Raw genomic sequence first — 19,312 nt, 5'->3', positions numbered from 1 at the left:
CATTTGATCGAAGTCTGAATCAATGGGTCTCCATAGCAGGAGACTGTGGATGACGGGCGCATCGATTGAGACGACGCTGGAGCTTTGGGCGACTTCGCTGCGTGATGTGAAGGCGCGGATGCGGGGTTTGTTCACGCAGGAACGTGTCGCGGCATCTGCGGGGTTGTTCCTAGACGGACTGCTAGGCGACGAGCGGCGCAAGACCGGCTGGATGCGTGCTGAAGCGGCAGGCGATCCTGGACCGTGGCGGCAGCAGGCAATCCTCGGCCGCGGTCGGTGGGACGCTGACGCGCTGCGCGATATCGTACGCGACTATGTCGTCGAGACGCTGGCTGCCGAGGATGCGGTGCTCGTGATCGACGAGACGGGCTTCCTCAAGCAGGGCAAGGCGTCGTGTGGTGTCTCGCGCCAATACACCGGGTCTGCGGGCAAGATCACCAACTGCCAGATCGGCGTCTTTGGCGCCTATGTCTCGCACCACGGTCACGCCTTTATCGACCGGGCGCTGTACCTGCCGAAGGTTTGGACGAGCGACAGCGAGCGCATGGATGCGGCCCATGTTCCAATGGAGACGCGGTTCGCGACCAAGCCCGCCTTAGCGGTGCAGATGATCGCACGTACGATTGCAGCCGACGTCCCGTTCGCCTGGGTCGCCGCCGATAGCGTGTACGGCGTCGGCGACGTCGAGCAGGCGCTACGCGGAGCCGGGAAAGGCTATGTCCTCGGCGTTGGTTCCAACCATCACTTTGGCTCCTGGGTGGGGAAGCCCGCCGTTTTCGGCACTGCAGGCGAGATCGCACAGGATCTCGATCCCGCCGCCTGGCATCGCCTGTCGGCAGGCGAGGGCACGAAGGGAGCAAGACTGCACGACTGGGCCTATCTCGAACTCGCGGACATCGAGGCTACCGATTACGGTGAAGGACGCTCAGGGGTGTGGACCCGCGGCTTGCTGATCCGACGACATATCGCGGACGGCGAACTGGCGTTCTTCACGACTTGGTGCCCGGCGGGGACCGGGATCGACGCGCTCGTGCACGTCGAAGGACACCGCTGGGCGATCGAGGACAGCTTCGAGACGACCAAGAACGAACTCGGCCTCGACCACAACGAAACCCGATCCTGGCATGGATGGCATCGCCACGTATCGCTGGTCATGCTCGCGTTCGCCATGATGGCAGTGATCCGCCATCACGCAAACGAGGTGACGCCCCCAAAAAGAATGCGCACGACACCCCGGCGCTGATCCGTTGGTCTGTACAAGAAGTCCGACGCATTGCCGTTCGGCTCGCCCAGCGCCGTATCGCACCTGCCCACATCATCGCATGGTCGTTATGGCGACGAGCGCATCAAGCGGCCGCCCGCCACGCACATCTAAAGACGAGAATGCAACTGTAATGCTAGGGTTCAGACTCATTCAGAGCCAGAACGCCAAAGCGGTTGCCAGCGCGACGCCTGACAGGAAGTTGGCCGCGAGCTTGTCGTATCGGGTGGCGACGCGGCGGAAATCCTTAAGGCGGCAGAAGGCGTTCTCGATGAGGTGGCGACCGCGATAGCGGTCCTTGTCATAGCGGATGATGCGCTTGCGGTTGCGCCGACCTGGGATGACGGGGACAGCCCCTGCATCGCGCAACGAGCGCCGCAACCGGTCGGCGTCGTAGCCCTTGTCGCCCAGCAGGTAGCGCATGTGCCCGGCGCGCTCGAGAAGCGCGGGTGCGGCCTTGATGTCGCTGACGTTGCCGGGCGTCAGCATCAGCGCATACGGGCGGCCGATGACGTCGGTGAGCGCGTGTACCTTGGTGGTCCAGCCACCGCGCGAACGGCCGATCGCTTGGCTCGATCGCCCCCTTTTGCGCCGAACGCCGCGCGCTGTGCCTTGACGTAGGTGCTGTCGATCGCGGTGCTTTTCGTGACCGCGCCGGTATCCACCAAGGCAGCGAGCAGCTTCAGCCAGAAGCCCCTGTGCGACCAGCGGTTGAAGCGGTTATAGATCGTCGTCGATGGACCATAATCGGCCGGGCAGTCGCACCACCGGCAACCGACCTTCAGCACGTGCAGGATGCCCGAGATTACCCGACGATCATCCACCCGTCGGGCACCGGGCTGGTTCTTTGGCAAATGCGGTTCGATCGCCGCCCACGCCTCGTCCGAAAGCCAGAACAGCGCCATCCCGCACCTCTTTTGATCCACACCGCCTGTGAATCACGAAAGCCGCACGCCTTCAAGCAGATGATTGGGTTTGGACCCTAGCATTACAGTTGCATTCTCGTCTTTAGATGTGCGTGGCGGGCGGCCGCTTGATGCGCTCGTCGCCATAACGACCATGCGATGATGTGGGCAGGTGCGATACGGCGCTGGGCGAGCCGAACGGCAATGCGTCGGACTTCTTGTACAGACCAACGGATCAGCGCCGGGGTGTCGTGCGCATTCTTTTTGGGGGCGTCACCTCGTTTGCGTGATGGCGGATCACTGCCATCATGGCGAACGCGAGCATGACCAGCGATACGTGGCGATGCCATCCATGCCAGGATCGGGTTTCGTTGTGGTCGAGGCCGAGTTCGTTCTTGGTCGTCTCGAAGCTGTCCTCGATCGCCCAGCGGTGTCCTTCGACGTGCACGAGCGCGTCGATCCCGGTCCCCGCCGGGCACCAAGTCGTGAAGAACGCCAGTTCGCCGTCCGCGATATGTCGTCGGATCAGCAAGCCGCGGGTCCACACCCCTGAGCGTCCTTCACCGTAATCGGTAGCCTCGATGTCCGCGAGTTCGAGATAGGCCCAGTCGTGCAGTCTTGCTCCCTTCGTGCCCTCGCCTGCCGACAGGCGATGCCAGGCGGCGGGATCGAGATCCTGTGCGATCTCGCCTGCAGTGCCGAAAACGGCGGGCTTCCCCACCCAGGAGCCAAAGTGATGGTTGGAACCAACGCCGAGGACATAGCCTTTCCCGGCTCCGCGTAGCGCCTGCTCGACGTCGCCGACGCCGTACACGCTATCGGCGGCGACCCAGGCGAACGGGACGTCGGCTGCAATCGTACGTGCGATCATCTGCACCGCTAAGGCGGGCTTGGTCGCGAACCGCGTCTCCATTGGAACATGGGCCGCATCCATGCGCTCGCTGTCGCTCGTCCAAACCTTCGGCAGGTACAGCGCCCGGTCGATAAAGGCGTGACCGTGGTGCGAGACATAGGCGCCAAAGACGCCGATCTGGCAGTTGGTGATCTTGCCCGCAGACCCGGTGTATTGGCGCGAGACACCACACGACGCCTTGCCCTGCTTGAGGAAGCCCGTCTCGTCGATCACGAGCACCGCATCCTCGGCAGCCAGCGTCTCGACGACATAGTCGCGTACGATATCGCGCAGCGCGTCAGCGTCCCACCGACCGCGGCCGAGGATTGCCTGCTGCCGCCACGGTCCAGGATCGCCTGCCGCTTCAGCACGCATCCAGCCGGTCTTGCGCCGCTCGTCGCCTAGCAGTCCGTCTAGGAACAACCCCGCAGATGCCGCGACACGTTCCTGCGTGAACAAACCCCGCATCCGCGCCTTCACATCACGCAGCGAAGTCGCCCAAAGCTCCAGCGTCGTCTCAATCGATGCGCCCGTCATCCACAGTCTCCTGCTATGGAGACCCATTGATTCAGACTTCGATCAAATGCGCAACTGTAATGCTAGGTGTTTGATCCCACGGTTTGATGGTGCGATCCTTTCGTTAGAATGGAAGGAAGCCGTATGGGACAGGTACGTCACGGGAGCGCCACGACCACGCACGCCGTCAGAGCAGCAATACAGCGATCGCAAGCTTCGCTCTCGGCGCTGAGCCGAGAGCTTGGGATCAACCCTAAGACGGTAGCGAAGTGGCGTAAGCGGGCGACGGTCGAGGATCAAAAGACCGGGCCGAAGGCCCCTCATTCAACGACCCTGACCCAAGCTGAGGAGGCGGCCGTCGTCGCGTTCCGGCGTCACACATTACTGCCGCTCGACGATTGCCTCTACGCGTTGCAGCCCTCGATCCCGCAGCTGACGCGCTCAGCGCTGCACCGCTGCCTCCAGCGTCATGGCATATCCCGTCTGCCGGACATCGAGGGGGACAAGCCGAAGCGACAGCGCTTCAAGCGCTACCCGATCGGCTTCTTCCACGTGGATATTGCCGAGGTGCAGACCGCCGAAGGCAAGCTCTACCTGTTCGTCGGAATCGACCGCACCAGCAAGTTCGCCGTCACCCAGTTGGTCGACAAGGCTGATCGGCGAACGGCGTGGGAGTTTCTCGAACACCTGCTGAAAGCGGTGCCCTACCGCATCCACACAATCCTGACCGACAACGTCCTATGTTGGGAAGCAGCGGCGGGTTTCGGCCAGCAGATATCCATGCGCCGACAACCATCGGCGCGGCATGCATTCTGAGCCAGATGGCTCCCACCGTCAACGGGATCGCTCCCTGCCATAGCAAACACAGGATCCAGCGGCGCCGAGGCGGCCGTGGTCCTCACCATCCTTAAGACGAGATACGCACCCAGGTGGAAGGCCCGAACATTATCTAAAGGGTCGCTCTCGCGCCCTCACGGCACATCAGAGAGGGGTCCTTCCACCTGGCATCCGACCGTTCGAGGAACGGCCGGTACTCTGTCCCCGTCTTGATGACGGCGTGAGCCACGCGCGCCATCTTGGCGGTGAGCGCCGTCATCGCCTTGCGGCGACGGTCGGCATCGTCCGCGTGCCCGGCGACATATCGTCCGAGCTTATCGCGGAAGCTATTGTCGCGCTGACGCGCGGCAACCTGAGCAGCCATCCAGAAGGTCCGGCGCAATCGTGCATTGCCGTACTTGGACAGCTTTGTGCGGCCGCGGAACGTGCCTGACTGACACGTCGCGAGATCGAGGCCGCAGAATTTCAGAAATTGGCGATGATGATTGAACCGGCGCAGATCGCCGGCTTCCGCCAGAATGGTCAGCGCGTTGATCGGGCCGATGCCAGGAATCTTGCGCAACAGCTGGTAATCGACATGCTCGGCCAGCCTGGCATGGGCAAGCCGCTCTATCTCGTCACGCTGCTGGATGAGACTGCGTCCCTGCGCGATGACCATGCGGAACATTGTAATTGCGGCCGAATCCTCCGCGACCGGCAGAGCGACGGAAGCGCAAGCCGTTTCGTATATGTCATTGATAAGACGAGCTTTGGAAACCTTACGGCCAACGAGAGGCCAAGCCATGGCCGAGAATGTCTCAGCGTCGAGCGCGGTGATGCTGGCAGGAGTGGGGAACCGCTCGATGAGCGCAAAGAACCAGTCGGATCTGCTGTTGCCGGCGAAGCGAGCGATCTCGGGGAAGTAGAGCGGCAAATAGTGGGTAAGGATCCGATGCCAGGTTTGCGTCTTGGCCTTGGAGATCGTCTCGTGGGTCTTCGACAGTTCCTGCAGGTCGTTGATCCCGGCCGCCAGCGGATCGACATAGCGCTGCGTCGCCCCGATCCGCAGCATGTGAAGGATGACCTGGGCGTCCTTGGAATCGTTTTTGTCCCATCCGTTGTGCAATGCCTCGCGCGTCCGGGCGAGCGCGACTGACGAGATGAGGCGTAGCTCGAACCCCGCGGTCAGGAGTCTGTGCGCCAGCGTGCGATGGTAATTCCCCGTGGCCTCGAACCCGACAACGATGGGACGGCCGATGGCAGCGAGCTGTTCGGCAAAGTCGTCATAGTCCTTCTTGGTCGCCATGACGGTCATCCGCCGGCGCCGGCCACCTTCCGGTCGCTCCATGAGGACTTCCTGCCGGTTCTTGGACATGTCGATGGCTACCAGCACGGCGCCAGCAGGCGTAGGGGTGAGCTTGGTCATGGTCGGTCGGCCTCCAAAGTGTTGTCTCGACAACTTCACTTTAGACACCCACTGGCCGGCCATGGCTTTCCCTGATGAACCCTGCGGCCGCTTCGCAGCCTTGGTTTCATCAGGGCCACCACGGCTCCCGAACCGGCGCTTCCCAATGTGCTATGGCATCCAGTTCGCCGACCAGCCGCGCAACCGTAACACCGCCTGGTCGCGTCAGATGCGCTTCGATATGATCTGCGAAGCGAACGACATCGAGCACCGGCTCACCAAGCCGAACCACCCTTGGACCAATGGTCAGGTCGAGCGGATGAACCGCACCATCAAGGAGGCGACCGTCAAACGCTTCCACTACGAGAGCCATGACCAGCTACGGACGCACCTCGCTGACTTCATGGCTGCCTATAACTTTGCCCGCCGGCTCAAGACGCTCAGCGGACTCACACCCTACGAATACATCGCCAAAATCTGGACGTCAGAGCCGGATAGGTTCATCGTCAATCCGATCCACCAGATGCCGGGACTAAACACCTAGCACAGGGCGCGGTCCGCGGTCACTCCACGACGTGCCTGTCTGGTTATTTTGGGAAAAGTCGGCGCTTCATCTCAGCCTGGTACTCACCATCCGACACACCGAGCGTTTTAAGGCGGTCCATCTCGAGCGTGTTGCCGAGATCCGTTGGTAGGGCGGCGTGTGGGGTGGCAATTTCGATCGCCGCGGCCGCGGAGGTGAGTTCGTTCGGCTCGAGACCTTTCCAGATGAAGGTATCGCATTCGCCGGGGTCCTCGGGGTCGGGTCGCGACACCTGTACGTAGAAGGTTTCGAGTGGTCGGTCCCACCCGATCGCTACGCTGACGCCGGCAGGCCCGACAAAGGTATGGCGACTCATGAGCGTGTTCCTCGGTTGGTTCGGTCGCGGCACACCGTCGTTGGTGGGTCCGTCAGGCGTCGAGAAGACGCGCCGTGAATTGGATCAAGAGACCAATGACGAGGAAGCCGCTGATGAACCACCAGTTGGCGGTCGTATGGCTCAAGGATAGGGCCGTGTTTACCAACGCGTCGCTCGTCACTGTTGCAGGTTCGGGATCGCTTCCCAGCAGCCACAGATTACGACCGTAAATCATGGCCGCGAGGTAGAAGGCAATTGCGAGGGTCGATACAGGTCGGCGGATGATGAAGCTGATCATTGTGACCCCCATGTAGTCTTGAGTGATGGTTATCCCGACGTGGTCGCCTTGCGTCCATTAGTCACTGCCTGGACCGCCGCTTGCGGGCCTGGGCGCGGTCATCAATGAAGATGACCGCTTCGTGCAAGAGTCCTTCGAATGCCAGCATGAGGGGTGCGGCTTGCAGGACACCGGAGAGGAGGTTCTGGGTTCTCGCCAACCCGTCGGCGGGATTGCTGACCGGCGGCTCGTCGGCGCTGAACAGGGGAACGAATGAGATAGCGAAAACCAGGACGGGGATCGCGCCGACGGCCATGATGGTCCGACGGTAGTCGGGCATCAGGTGGGCCACTACGATCCCGGCGAGAACAAGCACGGCGAGGCCGAGAAGCGACCAGTAAAGGTGGTTGGGCGAGCCGAAGAGGAAGTCCGTCAGGACAGCAGTCATCGTTCATCTCCCGTGGAGATTGTTGCATGGGATGGTAGCGGAAGGAAGCCGCGGCGGTAGGTGTCGACCGGTGGGTTAGGCCAACGCGGCGATGGATCGGATCACGGAGAGCGGCTGCAGATCATGGACGGCGACGATGTCTTCGACGCCGAAGCCGATGCACTCCTCAAGCCATATGACATAGCACGCGGCCTCGGCGAGTTCGGTTGCGAGCAGCTCGTCCATCATCGCCGCCTCCCGGGCGAGCTGCTCGGGGAGCGAGTCCCAGTCGAGCGCGTCGAGAAAGCGGTCGCGTCGCTCAATGAAGCGGATCAGGCGGTTCTCGTCTGCCTTGGCGATCGCGATCGCCCGTTGGATGCGCATGGCTCGTCTCCTCTCGTGGACACGATCCCCCCTCCCCCTTCTCTTCTCGTCGGCACGACGGGCTCGGCTCCGAGCTGCTCACGCAAGACGTCGGATCTGATAGGATAGGCAAGACGAGGCAATGTGCGGCCAGTGTGGCGGGCGCTGCGCGTGAGCTCGAAACAGTAGGTGAAAAGGCTGGCCTGTCGGGCCGGGACTAGAATGCGCTCGCGGCGGCACCGTTCGAGCCATGCTCGGAGGTGTTCCTCTGTCCGCGGCCTCGGTGCGCCGAGCCTCACGAGTTGGTCGACGGCGCCGCCATGACCCGTCTCGAGATTTCGGATCTTGGACAGGGTGCGATCGGAGATTGTCTCGCCGGCGATGCGAAGCACCGTCCGCGGCCTCGTTGGTCCGCGATAGGCGCCGGAGAGCGAGGCGTAGACGCAGCCGCAGTGCCCAAACTGCGGGTCGGAAAAGCTGACGACGGACTGGATTACCGGCTTGGCCTGGCGCAGCAGTCGGAATGCGCGGGCGGCGAAATAGCTTTCACCGTTGACGGCGACGGACGGTAGGCACAGAAGGCGTTGCAGCACGCAACCACGTGTCGGATCGTCGTAGCCGGTGTGCCGCGTGATGACCGCGCCTGATGCGGGCACTCCGAACACGATGATGCCGTCGAGAGAGGAAATGCCGCCACGGCCTGGACCGAAGAGCCCGACTGCCAGTTGCGCGGCGGGGTAGCGGCTAAGGTAGTGATGGTCGGCGACGAAAGCGCGTGCGGTGTCGTGGGCAACGACGTCAACGGCGTAGCGGCGTGGATCGATGACGGTATCGTCGGTCACGAAGCGGCTGCGCCGGTCGCGCCAGCGTTGTGAGCGGTCAGTGATCATGGTGAGCCTCGTCAGGCAGCGCGCTGATGGTAGAGGTCGGCAGCCCATGCTTCGACCCAGTTTGCCGTGATCTCGTCATGGTCGAGGTCACCCGTCTCGATAAGGTCTCGGATCTGGGCGCGCGCTTCGGCGATGGCACGTTCCCATGGATCATCGACGGCGACGGGACGAGCCGAGTGGTCTGCGGCCTCGGGTAGCGTGACCGGAGCGGCAAGCGCTCGCCCGCACTGGCGTCGATACCAGCGCTCCATGTGGGCGGCGACCAACCTGTCGCTCTTCGCGACACCGCGTTGGATCGCGTCCCGTCGCGCCGCGATGCCGAAGGCTTGACTGTCGATCGAGGCGACCCAGCGCGAGAACGGCGCTAGGTAGGGCAAGGCGTCACCCTTGACGCCAAAGGCATGGGCACGGAGGCCGACTGGTAGGACACGCGAGAGGCGCTCTACGACGGCGACAAGTCCTTCGGGGCCATGGATGACGCGTCGGCACATGCTCCCGATGCCGACGGTAGTGCCGGGTAGGATCATGCCCTCGATCGCGTCGAGACAGCGGACGTAGTCGTCGGGTGTCCTGCCCTGCAGAACCGGCATGAAGCGGTTTGCGATGCCGAGGTCGATCGCACGCGCGAAGCACTCTCGGTTGGTCGCGATCGTTCGGGAGATACGGTCGAGTACCTCTTCCCGGTTCGACGCTACGCCGTCTTCGCAGCAATAGTCGATCGAGGACACCCGTCGGAACGGGTACGAGGCCGCTAGGGCCATGTAGTCGGCGATCGACCACGGTAGGCCACCATATCGGACCATCATCGAGTAGCCGGCGCTGTCGAGATCGAGGCTGACCAAGCCATCCGCATTAGCGAGCGTGGCCGTTCGCCATCCTGTCCATTCGCGCCAGCCATCGGCCTTGCGCCAGCGTGACAGGCAGTTGGCGGAAATCAGCACTGGCGCCTTGAGGCGCTCGGCGGTTGCGAGCAGCGCGCCGTTGGCGAGATGCGGTAGGCCGAGAATGATCTCGATCGTCATGACCCATCACCCCGATAAATGGTGGGATAGCCGCTGATCGTCGTCAGCTTGCCTTCTATGATGCCGATCGAGACGTTGCCGTGCAGGTCGAGACGGCGATCGCCGCGTCGGCGTATGTCGAAGTCGAGCAGGCCGCGACCGTCTGCGGTCAGCTCGACGCCGCGCGTGAAGGCGGCCCACGGCTCGTAGTCATCGAGATCGGTGTCCTGCCAGTCGGGATCATCACTGATCAGCGCGAAGTTGATGGATGTTTCGCCCGATGCGAGGCTCTGCCGGCGTCCGACCTTAAGGATGACCTGCCCGACCCGCTCAAATTTCGCTTCTCGGCGGGCGGCTTCACGGATGGCCGCGATGTCAGTCGACGTGGGGCGGAACCGGATCATCAGAGATCCTCCCGCAGCATGAGCGTCAGCACACGCGTCGTCAGGCTGGCGTTCGCTGGATCTTCCGAGCCCCATTCGAGGGCCGCATCGAAGTAGTCGATGCGGAAGAACACCGTGGTCTGGTCGACCATAAAGGATCCGCGATCGCGTTCCGGACAGTCCGCGGTAAAGCTGTGTCGACGCAATTCCTGGAGCAGCCGAGCTTGTGCCACGGCCTCGGACGCGAGCGTGCCGGTCGACAAGGTGGCGAGGCACGTGCGCGTGACGGTGATGCGCGCGGTTCGATCAAAGCCTTGGCGGCAGCGGTCGTTAAGTCGCGCGATGGCTTCAACGCGCGTTTCGGCAGCGGTCTCGATCATGGTTCGATCCTCGGTTCGTTTGTCGGTTGTGTTGGGTCAGGCGGCCATCGCGTCCGCGTGGCCGCGGCCTCGTTGGGCGAAGGCCAAGTGGAAGCGGTCGAGCCAGTCGCCCATCTTCGGACGCTCTCCGATCGGGACGGTGGCCGCGACGTCCTGGAAGCGGATGAGATCGGTGGGAGCGTCGCGCACGATGCGATCGATCTCATCGGCCGGGAGTAGGGCCTCGGCTCGAATGAAAGTTGTCATCGATCCGGGGCGCGCCCTGGTCGATCGGCGCCAGAGCCCCTCGACCGTGTGAAGCCGGGGTGCTGCGCGCGCCTCGACTAGGACGATCAGGCGAAGGCACCACGGCGGAAGGCTGCGGATCTCGTCCGGCTTGTTGGCGATGCACAGGATACAGGCCGACTTGGGCGGTACAGGCAGGCCTTCGGCCTCGATCCGGGAAACGCATTGCGGACGGTCCCAATTCCACTCCCGTAGTGGGGAACGGCATTCGTAGAGGGGATCGTCGATGGTCAGCGCATGGTTGGCGCGCGCTGTGTCGCGAGGACCGGCGTCGTAGCCGATCAGTCGGACGACACGTTGCCCTCGGTCCCATGCTTCGATCGCCGGCTGCCAGGTCTTGAGAAAGGCGTCTTGCGGAGCCTTTTTGTATTTGAGGCTGCATGATGATCCCCCGAGCGACTTGCTCGGCAGGGTCGCGTTCGTCAGGCACATCTCCAGTATGCCGAAGTAGGGTGGCCAGTGTTTGAAGCGCTTGGGTACGTAAGAGACGAGCTCGAACCGTATGCCGCGATCGCGCATCCAGGGGCGAATGATGTCGAGGTAGTCGTAGGTTTCGGGCTTCTCGTTGCCGGTGTCGGCGCTGAGCACGAGATCGGGAGCTTCGCCTCGGGCGTGAAGCTCGACCAACAGTGCCGTGCTGTCCACGCCGATCCCGTAGGAAAGGACATTTGGAGGGGACGGCAGCGTCATGGCTGATCCCCTTCCGGCTCGAGGTAGCTGTCGTACGGTACGCCGGCAGCTTCGACCCATCCGCCTTCGCAATCGAGGTCCTCGATCCGGGTCATCAGCGCGGCGTGCAGCTGTCGCGCGTCGACGTCGTGGCCACGATCGTCGTTCGAGACGACACTGAAGGCGATCGCATAGGCATGATTGAAGCGCGCCATGTCACGCGCCCTCCCCGCCTGCGCCGGTCGCGGTAACGGTGCGCTCGACGATCTGCACCTCGAGGCGATCCCGGTTGATGACGACGGTTACGGTGCGGTCTGCGGGAACCATGAAGTAATGCCCCGACAGCTTGTCCCGGATGCGGCTTTCGAGCGCTGCATCGTCGCCCTCAAGCAGGCCGATGACCCGCTCGGCCGCGTCCGCCTGGAAACGCTCCTGCTGGGTGTCGTAGCTGTCGGCGTCGCTATCCGTGGAGGGTTCGAAGGCGGCGCGCTCGAAGAGATCGGCGACGTCCAGGGCGGTCCGGCTGCTGCCGCGGCGCACGAAAAGCGACGTTTGGTCGACCGAATTGCATGTCCATTCATCCGGGGCGAAGGCGACGTCCGCTGCAGTCGAGACCTCGATGGACGCGCCAGCGTGCGATACGGTCGCCACCATCGTGATCGCGTCGACCCAGCCATCCTCGGCGTCGCTCGGCGCATCAAGCGTAGCCGAAACCACGAACTCGCGGTCACTCTGCAGGACGCGAAAACGTAGGTCATCGACCCGGGCGAGAACGTCGTACCAGCGGTAGCCTGTGAAGGCGTCCTGGGCCACGACGAGAGGTCCGCCGAACGGATTATGCGCGGCGATTGCGTCCGCGGCAGGCTGTGCGACCAGTGCCTCGAAGTCTGACATAATCACCATGGAGGTATCGGTCGTGCGCTCGCCCGTGGCGTAGTTGCGCCCGCTATCTGCGGCGGGAGCCACCCATCCGAATAGGTACGCTTCCGCTTCTGGCAACTCGACGCCGAGGTCGAGTGCAGCCCGCCAGTGTTCTGCGGACAAGCGGTGCGCTCCTTGCGAGGCAATCGCACGGAAAATGGCGACGCTGACCGCGTCTTGCAGCGCCGCCAGGCCCTCGTTCTCGATCACCTCCTTGCGAGCTGGAAGTACGAGCTGGATCTGCGGCGCATCGAAGATGTCGACGCGTGCGATCCAGTGTGCACCGCGATCGACCTCCTGGATCTGCGGCAGTTTGCAGGGGAGCGTCAGCCCGTGGAAATTCAAGCGACCTTCGCGGGTGGAGTAGTGCGATGGGTGCTTTTGGAAAACGCCGATCCGGGTCCCGTTCCACTCTTCGACATGGATTGCATCCTGCAGCCAGTCCTCGCGCGGTAGCGTATCTCCGTTCAGGGTCACCGGGAGGGGGTAGTGTTTCGCGGCCGTGGCGACGTCGTCGGCCAGTGTCTTCAGCCAGGCGTCGGGAACTTTGATCGTGATGGCTGTGCCGCGCGAGATTGGGTCGGGCGAGATCGCGATTGGTCGGCTCGTCTCCCACGCCGAGGCGGGGATGTGCGCCATCCATCCCTGCCGGTCGGGACGGGAGAAGGAACGGACGATCACGTCCCGACCGGCGAGGCTGAACACGCCCATACCTGCCGGGTCTTCCATGCGACGAGTTTGCTCCGACCATCCCGAGCGTCCGAGTGTGACCATTGCAGCAGGATCGGCGATGCCGTGGCCATCATCGATGATGTGGAGGAGCGTGTCGGGTCCGCCCGTTTGGATCAGGACCGCGACCGCAATAGCGCCGGCTCGGCGGGCGTTCTGGAAGAGCTCGGTCACCACGTCGAAGGCGGTGTTGTTGAAGAGCCGTGTGACCTTCGCGATCGTCTCGGGCGCGACCGCGGTCGCTATGGTGGCGGGGATCATGATGCGCTCCTCGTGGCTGGCGTGCCTTTCACGCCCACCCGAGCCCTCCCCCTCCCCTTCGAGCCACGGTCGATCCCGGCCTACGGCCGCGGAGATAGGCCGAGAATGTCCTGCAGCGTCGGGGCGGGCTTGCGACGCGCGCGGCGGCCGAACCTGACCCCCTGCTTCTCGGCGAATTTATGGACGGCAGCATACTTGCGCCCGAGCGCCGTCGCGAGATCGGGCAAGGCGATGTCATGGGCGTGTGCAAGCGCGAGGGCGCGCCGGTCGTCGTCGCTCCAGGGCCGGTGGTAGCCGTGAACCAAACCCAAGAGATTGGCGCGGGTGAAGAGAGAGGCTTTGGTCCGCCCCATTTTGGCGGCGAGATCGGTCATCGGCATCTTGCCGTAGTGATCGCGGAGAGTCGTGATGTCGGCTTCGGTCCAGATGGGACCGCCTCGAAACCCGTTTCGGTTTGCGTGCGTGCCACGCAGTCCGAGATGGTCGACCCGCCAGTTGATCGAACTGGTGCTGCGGCCGAGCCGCTCGATCAGCGGAGTGCGGCTCGTCCCATCGGTATAGACGCGGGACAGAAGTGCGTCCTCATCGGGTGTCCATAGGCGCCCCCAACCGCGGCCGTAGCCAAGCTTGCGTAGATGGGGGCCAAAGCCCGCCTTCGTGCGTCGCGGGAAGCCCTCGGCCACCATTCTTTCGATGATGTCGAGATAGCGATGGCCTTCGGCCGCCAGGGTCAGCGCGCGCGCCGCCTCGGCCTCGGTCCATCCCGGGGGATTGTTTGGGTGCCGCAGGCCGAGAGTGCTCGCGCGGGTGATCGTTCCGGATAGCGGTCGACCGATCAGGGCTGCGATCTGTGCGACAGCTATCGCACGCTCGAAACCGGCGCGCAGCTGCGCATCTTCCCAATCGGTCCAGCGCGGCGCGTTGCCTTCGGTGAGTCCGAGAACGCCAGCGCGCGCGTAGATCGCGGTGCAGCCCCGACCAAGATCCTGCGCCAGCGCGGACGCCGGTTGTGAACCGTACTCGCGTGTCAGCCAGGCGTCCTCGGCCTCGCTCCACGTCCGTTGCGAGTTTCTCCGCAAACCGAGCGTCGCGATCTTGTCGCGCACGCCATGCACTCGGCGGCCGATCGCCGACGCGATTTCCTCGATTGCAACGTCGTCGCGGAACAGGCGCTCGAGCGTTCCGACCTCATCAGGGGTCCAGGCATCGGCCCGGTAGGCGATTTCGTGGAGACGGCCGGCTGGTGCCGCTCGGTTCGGGCAGGCGACGAGCTCGACGACGTCCGGAGTAAGGTCGGTCATAGTGCCACCACGGCGACGTCGCTGAGGCGAGCGCGCAGACGTGCGTGGAGACGGGCGATACGATCCTCGCCCTTCGGCATCGTGTCGACCGCGGTGATCGCCGACAGCAGATTGAGCGCGCGATCGGTCCGCTCGATGTCGATCGACAGGTGCTTGGCGAGGTCTCGTGCCGTGCTGGCGTTCGGCGAAATTCGCTTGAGCGCCTCGATGATCGCGGCTGCGTCGGTCGCACCTGGATCGAGGAGGAACGCGTCGAGTGCGCGTGTGCCTTTGAGCGCGATGGCGGGTCCGTGGTCCGCCACTTCGGCAAGGCCGGCGAGGTCGAGCAGCCGGGCGGCTTCGGACGCGTCAACGGATGCTGCGGCGCGCAGCTCCGGGGTTTTGCCGATATGTTCGGTGATCGTCGGATCGATGTGGGCGAGGCACGGTGTCGCCGAGAGCGCCGGCCCCATCGCGAAGAAGTCTCCTGGCACGAGCGTTCGCAGAGCGTCGGCTTCCTTGGCGGAGAAACCGAGGAGGTCAGCTGCCCTCGCGATGTCACGGTCGAAGACGTTGAGGCCGACGAGCACGTTTTGCAGCTCGGAGACGACGGAAGTCGAGAGCTTGGCGAGACGTTGGGTGGCTATCACAGGCGCAAGGCCCCGCTTGCGGCCTCGAGCGCACAGGTCGGTGAGGGTCGCGACGCCGAGCCGACGCGCTTCCGCGTCGCGAGCGGATCCAGCCACATGGGGCGCCAGCAGGTGGCCCTCGTCGATGCAGACGAGCACGGTGTGTTCCCAATCCTCGCGTGGCGCGCCGATTAGGCCGGCGAAGAAGGCGGCGGCTTTAATAATGCGTTGATCCGGATCGAGATCGGTCAGATCGATATGGATCGAGAGCCGGTGATGGCGGCTGCGAGCAGCCGCGGCGGTCAAGCCGTCTGCGGTCAACTCGACGGCCCGGATCGTCGTGGCGCCGATATGGCGCGCGAGGTTCTCGAACTCGCCTTCAGGGTCGACAATCGCGATCGTCGTATAGTCGAAGGCCTCTTCGATAATCCGCCGCAGGGTACGGCTTTTGCCGGCACCCGAGCTACCCTGAATGAGCAGTCGGCCGGCAAGGAGCCGGTCGAGGTCGAGGTGGAGTGGGCCTGTCGAGTGGTGACCCAATGGTACGCGATTGTCCGCGGCCTCGGGCAGCGGCCGGAGCGGGGTGACGCAGGTCATGATGGCGGTCTTTCCGATGTATGGAGATGAGGTCGGCGTTGCGAGCTGGTCTTGATCGACGGGCGCGCGGTGGACGCAGCCTTCAGGGCAACGAAGCGACCTGCTTGGTGATCGGCGCCGTGCTCTCGACACGCTCTGCCGAGAGCGTGTCGAAGGTTTCGGGCATGATGCGAGCGTCGTAGCGGGTCTTGTCGACAAGGCCGTAGATGGCCTCGCCCTCGTGGCGCGCGAAGCCGAGCGCATCGACGCTGGCAACGCGGCGGAAGACGCACCCGACTTTGCCGTCGGGAACCCAGTCTGCCCACGAGCCGGACGCGGAGACGCTTTCGTACTGGCCGATAATGGCGGTGTAGGCGGCGCGACGTCGAACGACGTGGCTTTCGCCGACAGTGATCTCTTCGCCGGTCAGAGCGGTCCAGCGATCAGGATGCCAGCACCGCACCGACCTACGGGCATTCTCGACTTGGAGGGCGATCCCGGGCACCGGCAGGCGCCGGAACTCGCTCGCAAAGCCATAGAGTACCAGCGCATAGTCGACGTCCTCCTCGTAGAAAGGGTCAGTACGGCGCAGCGCATCAGCCATAGCTGCCTGGCGCTCGTCGGACAGGACGTAGCCACCATGGCTGGGGGTGCAGACGCGCCATATACCGGGCAGGACCTGGTCGGCGCGATCGGGTGAGCCCCATGGCGTGGTTTCTGGTCGAGGGCTCGGCTGGAAGCGGGTCATCTGTCATCTCCCTTCTGGATCGGACAGGCCCCTCCCTCTCTCCTTCACTGGATCTAGGATGATCCGATATGCAGCTGGTCGAGCACGGCCGCCTCGAGGGCGTCATGCTCGAGATCCTCGGCGTGTATGGTGACCACCGGCGCAATTTCTCGAAGCTTCTCGACCTGCCGCATCTTCATGCCGAGTGTATCGGCATCGTGTCCGGTCACGACCTCAAGGGCGGCCTCCAGCACCTCTCCGGTGGTGAAATCCCGTAAGTCGAGGAGAAGGTCGGGCCGGACCTCACCTGAGCTGGTCGGGACATCGAACAGGAGCCTTTTGAAGCCGATTCCTATCCCGCGTCGACGTAGCCGATACTGAAGATCAAGCAGGCCGACGACAGTCTGGCGCTCTGCGGCATTGTGTACGGCGATGAAATTGGAAGGGCGGGCGATTGGCTGTGCATACGCCCGGAGCGCGGCATACCCTTCACGAGGATTGTGCTCGCCGATGACGGCCAGGACTAGAAAGGGAGGACCGATCCGGCGCTGATGGACGCCGATATGCCGAATACGATTTTTGACGATCAGTTCGTGACCGCCCGCAAGCGTGACGGTCGTTCCTGATATATCGACGGCGTAGAGCAGGAGGAAAGCTTGCGGCGCATGTTCGGATGGCCAGTGGCGCGCCGCTTCGCGCAATTTTGCGAAGACGATACCACGCTGGTACGGCTCGATGTGCGTGTATAGGTGTAGCGGCTTCTGTGGTTGCCGCCCGTGATGCAAGAGGGTTTTTACACCAATGTGCGAGTGATCGAGCGCGGTCTTCTGTAAGGCCTGTATGCGCGGCATTTTCGAAAGACCGCTGGCCGGTATGGTGATCCGCAGATCAGGTCCAAATCTCGCAAGAGAGCTTGAAGCTCGGAGCCGCTAACTGGTTTTCCTGATCTAGATCTGTTCGATCATTTTGCCCATTCGGGTCGTCGCCTTCTCACACTCCCTTCATCCGCGTGGCATGGACTACTCTGATATCAAGCAGTCATAGCCAGCGCCGGATCTCGATAATTCTCATTTCTGGTCAGCATGGCCCAGATTTGCCGAGCCATCTTGTTGGCCAGGGCGATCGCCACGAGCATTCTGGGCTTGCGACCCAGCATGCCAGCGAGCCACGAACCTTCCGGGATCGATTTTCGCCCCATCCAGTTCAGCCGCGACATTGCTCCGATGATCAGCATCTGTCGGATATCGGCCTGTCCCGCCTTGGTGATGCGACCAAGCCTTTCCTTGCCGCCCGAGGAAAACTGGCGAGGGACCAGGCCGAGCCAAGCCGCAAAATCCCGGCCCTTGCGAAAGCTCTCCATTGGTGGCGCAAAGGCTTCCACCGCCATCGCCGTTAGTGGCCCAACGCCCGGAACGGTCTGCAGGCGTCGAGCACTATCCGTTGCGGCCGCCAACGCCTTGATCTTTGCGGTCCGGCCCGCGATCCGGTCCGTCTGTTCGCTGATCTGATCGAGCATCTCCACGCATTCCTCCCGCATCAGCGCGGGCAGATCACTGTTCGGGGCCTCCACTATCTCGCGAATGCGCTTGATATGCTGGATGCCCAACGGAACGACGTGGCCATATTCGTAAAGACTGGCCCTGAGCGCGTTCACGAGTTCGGTACGCTGGCGGACGAGACGCTGCCGTGAGCGGTACAGGATGGCACTGCTCTGCTGATCGGCGGTCCTGGGTTGAACAAAGCGCATTTCCGGCCGCTGCGCGGCAATCACGATCGCTTCCGCGTCGGCCTCGTCATTCTTCTGACGTTTGACGAACGGCTTCACGTAATGCGGCGCGATCAGCCTGACCTCATGACCAAGCCGGACCATCTCCCTGGCCCAGTGATGCGCGCTGCCACACGCCTCCATCACGACCACTGCCGGGGGTTGGTCGGCCATGAACTTGGGGAAGTTCTGTCGCGATAGCTTTTTGCGAAATCTGAGCTCGCCCGTCATCGAGGCGCCGTGCACCTGGAAAACGGACTTTGCCAAATCCACCCCGATCATCGTATCGTTTGTCACGGTTGCCGTCCTTTCTGCTCAGTGGCCTCAAACTCCACTTTTCTGGCACATCGCGATGCCGTCTGGGAGGGCGGCAACCACCCCATCTCGCAATGATGATCGCCCGGAACTGCAATAAGGGTCGTTTTCCGGCTCACATTGCGTGAGACGGTTCGACGCGGCAGGCGCACGATCATTGAGACGCAAACCACAATCGGTGCGACAGACCCACATTGCTGATCCGCCCGCTCAGCTATGCTGATCGTCACTCATGGTAATACCGTCCGAGTCCAGAACGTCGTCCGAGACTGCGGCATCGGTATCGCGCAACGCGAATAGCGCGCGCAGATCGGCCGGTCGTGTGGAGAGGTCCGCGATTGTGTAGCGGTCCAGCGTGGCGAGGAACGCCTTTGTCGCCTCTGCGAGAATGCGTGGCAGGCCACATGCCGGGGCAATCACGCATCCACCGCATTCCACCAGATCGAAGCCGCCTTCGGTATGGCGTACCAATTCGCCGACATTGATTTCCGCTGCCGGCCGCGCGAGCCGCAAACCGCCGTTCCGCCCTCGGATCGTCTCCACAAAACCGGCGCGGCTCAAATCCTGCACGACCTTCATCAGGTGGTTTTGCGATATAAGATAGCGCGACGCGATCCGGCCGATTGAGGCCAGCTCGTTCTCGTGCGCGGCGAGGTGGATCAGCACGCGCAACGCGTAATCGGTGTAGCGGGTCAGCTTCATTTGGGCTCATTAATACCGGTATTTGGCTTGCATGTATA

18 protein-coding genes and 5 pseudogenes are annotated in these 19,312 nt (G+C 63.2%); 3 read left to right on the top strand and 20 right to left on the bottom strand.

The features are described 5' to 3' along the window. Positions 1 to 49 precede the first annotated feature (49 nt). Complete coding sequence (locus E2E30_RS18875; protein ID WP_133192229.1) at positions 50 to 1,243, top strand: IS701 family transposase; 1,194 nt, start codon at positions 50 to 52, stop codon at positions 1,241 to 1,243. 171 nt (positions 1,244 to 1,414) lie between these two features. Here E2E30_RS18875 and E2E30_RS18865 read toward each other — a convergent pair. Both E2E30_RS18865 and E2E30_RS18855 read right to left on the bottom strand, forming a co-directional pair. Next, positions 1,415 to 2,166, bottom strand: a pseudogene (locus tag E2E30_RS18865) (IS5 family transposase). Between the two features lie 235 nt (positions 2,167 to 2,401). After that, complete coding sequence (locus tag E2E30_RS18855; RefSeq protein ID WP_133192229.1) at positions 2,402 to 3,595, bottom strand: IS701 family transposase; 1,194 nt, start codon at positions 3,593 to 3,595, stop codon at positions 2,402 to 2,404. Positions 3,596 to 3,718: 123 nt separating this feature from the next. On the opposite strand from E2E30_RS18855, the pseudogene E2E30_RS18845 reads away from it, so the two are divergent. Beyond that, positions 3,719 to 4,309 (top strand): annotated as a pseudogene (locus E2E30_RS18845) (IS481 family transposase); the annotation flags it as partial. 246 nt (positions 4,310 to 4,555) lie between these two features. On the opposite strand, the pseudogene E2E30_RS18840 reads toward E2E30_RS18845, so the two are convergent. Further along, positions 4,556 to 5,816 (bottom strand): annotated as a pseudogene (locus E2E30_RS18840) (IS110 family transposase). A gap of 154 nt (positions 5,817 to 5,970) precedes the next feature. Between E2E30_RS18840 and E2E30_RS18835 the strand changes: the two are divergent. Further along, a pseudogene (locus E2E30_RS18835) lies at positions 5,971 to 6,339 on the top strand (integrase core domain-containing protein); the annotation flags it as partial. 43 nt (positions 6,340 to 6,382) lie between these two features. Here the strand turns inward: E2E30_RS18835 and E2E30_RS18830 are convergent. The 17 genes and pseudogenes from E2E30_RS18830 to E2E30_RS18750 all read right to left on the bottom strand — a co-directional run bounded on the left by E2E30_RS18830 (position 6,383) and on the right by E2E30_RS18750 (position 19,274). Then, positions 6,383 to 6,694 (bottom strand): hypothetical protein, encoded by a 312-nt coding sequence (locus E2E30_RS18830; RefSeq protein ID WP_133192227.1) that lies wholly within the window; start codon positions 6,692 to 6,694, stop codon positions 6,383 to 6,385. Positions 6,695 to 6,746: 52 nt separating this feature from the next. Next, the gene (locus E2E30_RS18825; protein WP_133192226.1) at positions 6,747 to 6,992 is read right to left on the bottom strand and encodes a hypothetical protein; all 246 of its coding nucleotides are present in this window, start codon (positions 6,990 to 6,992) and stop codon (positions 6,747 to 6,749) included. Between the two features lie 61 nt (positions 6,993 to 7,053). Continuing rightward, on the bottom strand, positions 7,054 to 7,419 hold the full coding sequence (locus tag E2E30_RS18820; protein ID WP_133192225.1) for a hypothetical protein: 366 nt from the start codon (positions 7,417 to 7,419) through the stop codon (positions 7,054 to 7,056). A gap of 75 nt (positions 7,420 to 7,494) precedes the next feature. Next, positions 7,495 to 7,782, bottom strand: a complete 288-nt coding sequence (locus E2E30_RS18815) for a hypothetical protein (protein ID WP_133192224.1) — start codon at positions 7,780 to 7,782, stop codon at positions 7,495 to 7,497. Beyond that, positions 7,731 to 8,651: a Mom family adenine methylcarbamoylation protein gene (locus tag E2E30_RS18810; RefSeq protein WP_240699140.1), complete on the bottom strand. Its 921-nt coding sequence runs from the start codon at positions 8,649 to 8,651 to the stop codon at positions 7,731 to 7,733. Before E2E30_RS18810 ends, E2E30_RS18815 begins: the two co-directional genes overlap by 52 nt. Before the next feature lie 11 nt (positions 8,652 to 8,662). Further along, positions 8,663 to 9,673, bottom strand: a complete 1,011-nt coding sequence (locus E2E30_RS18805) for a deazapurine DNA modification protein DpdA family protein (protein WP_165954590.1) — start codon at positions 9,671 to 9,673, stop codon at positions 8,663 to 8,665. Then, positions 9,670 to 10,056, bottom strand: coding sequence for a hypothetical protein (locus E2E30_RS18800; RefSeq protein ID WP_133192223.1), 387 nt, complete (start codon positions 10,054 to 10,056; stop codon positions 9,670 to 9,672). The genes E2E30_RS18805 and E2E30_RS18800 overlap by 4 nt, the downstream gene beginning before the upstream one ends. Then, positions 10,056 to 10,415, bottom strand: coding sequence for a DUF3768 domain-containing protein (locus E2E30_RS18795; protein ID WP_133192222.1), 360 nt, complete (start codon positions 10,413 to 10,415; stop codon positions 10,056 to 10,058). The genes E2E30_RS18800 and E2E30_RS18795 overlap by 1 nt, the downstream gene beginning before the upstream one ends. A 36-nt stretch (positions 10,416 to 10,451) precedes the next feature. Next, a complete protein-coding gene (locus E2E30_RS18790) occupies positions 10,452 to 11,390 on the bottom strand; it encodes a hypothetical protein (protein ID WP_133192221.1) in 939 nt (312 codons plus the stop codon). Further along, the gene (locus E2E30_RS18785) at positions 11,387 to 11,584 is read right to left on the bottom strand and encodes a hypothetical protein (protein WP_133192220.1); all 198 of its coding nucleotides are present in this window, start codon (positions 11,582 to 11,584) and stop codon (positions 11,387 to 11,389) included. The genes E2E30_RS18790 and E2E30_RS18785 overlap by 4 nt, the downstream gene beginning before the upstream one ends. A gap of 1 nt (position 11,585) precedes the next feature. Next, on the bottom strand, positions 11,586 to 13,280 hold the full coding sequence (locus E2E30_RS18780) for an ATP-binding protein (RefSeq protein ID WP_133192219.1): 1,695 nt from the start codon (positions 13,278 to 13,280) through the stop codon (positions 11,586 to 11,588). Positions 13,281 to 13,360: 80 nt separating this feature from the next. Next, positions 13,361 to 14,581, bottom strand: a complete 1,221-nt coding sequence (locus tag E2E30_RS18775) for a hypothetical protein (protein ID WP_133192218.1) — start codon at positions 14,579 to 14,581, stop codon at positions 13,361 to 13,363. After that, the gene (locus E2E30_RS18770; RefSeq protein ID WP_133192217.1) at positions 14,578 to 15,786 is read right to left on the bottom strand and encodes a helicase HerA domain-containing protein; all 1,209 of its coding nucleotides are present in this window, start codon (positions 15,784 to 15,786) and stop codon (positions 14,578 to 14,580) included. The genes E2E30_RS18775 and E2E30_RS18770 overlap by 4 nt, the downstream gene beginning before the upstream one ends. Before the next feature lie 82 nt (positions 15,787 to 15,868). Then, on the bottom strand, positions 15,869 to 16,513 hold the full coding sequence (locus E2E30_RS18765) for a DUF7007 domain-containing protein (RefSeq protein ID WP_133192216.1): 645 nt from the start codon (positions 16,511 to 16,513) through the stop codon (positions 15,869 to 15,871). A gap of 53 nt (positions 16,514 to 16,566) precedes the next feature. Beyond that, positions 16,567 to 17,244 (bottom strand): annotated as a pseudogene (locus E2E30_RS18760) (hypothetical protein); the annotation flags it as partial. Positions 17,245 to 17,522: 278 nt separating this feature from the next. Next, positions 17,523 to 18,539 (bottom strand): IS110 family transposase, encoded by a 1,017-nt coding sequence (locus tag E2E30_RS18755; RefSeq protein WP_037533488.1) that lies wholly within the window; start codon positions 18,537 to 18,539, stop codon positions 17,523 to 17,525. Between the two features lie 243 nt (positions 18,540 to 18,782). Then, entirely contained in the window at positions 18,783 to 19,274 is a 492-nt protein-coding gene (locus E2E30_RS18750; RefSeq protein WP_133192215.1) for an RrF2 family transcriptional regulator, read from the bottom strand. Positions 19,275 to 19,312: the final 38 nt, after the last annotated feature.

The sequence above is a fragment of the Sphingomonas sp. AAP5 genome, from assembly GCF_004354345.1.
GTDB lineage: Bacteria > Pseudomonadota > Alphaproteobacteria > Sphingomonadales > Sphingomonadaceae > Sphingomonas > Sphingomonas glacialis.
Note: the sequence above shows the minus strand (reverse complement) of the source record. Positions and strands in the feature narration are given on the sequence as shown.

Coding starts and splice junctions, on each gene's coding strand:
- E2E30_RS18875 (WP_133192229.1), top strand. CDS start 50: ATGACGGGCGCATCGATTGAGACGACGCTGGAGCTTTGGGCGACTTCG.
- E2E30_RS18855 (WP_133192229.1), bottom strand. CDS start 3,595: ATGACGGGCGCATCGATTGAGACGACGCTGGAGCTTTGGGCGACTTCG.
- E2E30_RS18830 (WP_133192227.1), bottom strand. CDS start 6,694: ATGAGTCGCCATACCTTTGTCGGGCCTGCCGGCGTCAGCGTAGCGATC.
- E2E30_RS18825 (WP_133192226.1), bottom strand. CDS start 6,992: ATGATCAGCTTCATCATCCGCCGACCTGTATCGACCCTCGCAATTGCC.
- E2E30_RS18820 (WP_133192225.1), bottom strand. CDS start 7,419: ATGACTGCTGTCCTGACGGACTTCCTCTTCGGCTCGCCCAACCACCTT.
- E2E30_RS18815 (WP_133192224.1), bottom strand. CDS start 7,782: ATGCGCATCCAACGGGCGATCGCGATCGCCAAGGCAGACGAGAACCGC.
- E2E30_RS18810 (WP_240699140.1), bottom strand. CDS start 8,651: ATGATCACTGACCGCTCACAACGCTGGCGCGACCGGCGCAGCCGCTTC.
- E2E30_RS18805 (WP_165954590.1), bottom strand. CDS start 9,673: ATGACGATCGAGATCATTCTCGGCCTACCGCATCTCGCCAACGGCGCG.
- E2E30_RS18800 (WP_133192223.1), bottom strand. CDS start 10,056: ATGATCCGGTTCCGCCCCACGTCGACTGACATCGCGGCCATCCGTGAA.
- E2E30_RS18795 (WP_133192222.1), bottom strand. CDS start 10,415: ATGATCGAGACCGCTGCCGAAACGCGCGTTGAAGCCATCGCGCGACTT.
- E2E30_RS18790 (WP_133192221.1), bottom strand. CDS start 11,390: ATGACGCTGCCGTCCCCTCCAAATGTCCTTTCCTACGGGATCGGCGTG.
- E2E30_RS18785 (WP_133192220.1), bottom strand. CDS start 11,584: ATGGCGCGCTTCAATCATGCCTATGCGATCGCCTTCAGTGTCGTCTCG.
- E2E30_RS18780 (WP_133192219.1), bottom strand. CDS start 13,280: ATGATCCCCGCCACCATAGCGACCGCGGTCGCGCCCGAGACGATCGCG.
- E2E30_RS18775 (WP_133192218.1), bottom strand. CDS start 14,581: ATGACCGACCTTACTCCGGACGTCGTCGAGCTCGTCGCCTGCCCGAAC.
- E2E30_RS18770 (WP_133192217.1), bottom strand. CDS start 15,786: ATGACCTGCGTCACCCCGCTCCGGCCGCTGCCCGAGGCCGCGGACAAT.
- E2E30_RS18765 (WP_133192216.1), bottom strand. CDS start 16,513: ATGACCCGCTTCCAGCCGAGCCCTCGACCAGAAACCACGCCATGGGGC.
- E2E30_RS18755 (WP_037533488.1), bottom strand. CDS start 18,539: ATGATCGGGGTGGATTTGGCAAAGTCCGTTTTCCAGGTGCACGGCGCC.
- E2E30_RS18750 (WP_133192215.1), bottom strand. CDS start 19,274: ATGAAGCTGACCCGCTACACCGATTACGCGTTGCGCGTGCTGATCCAC.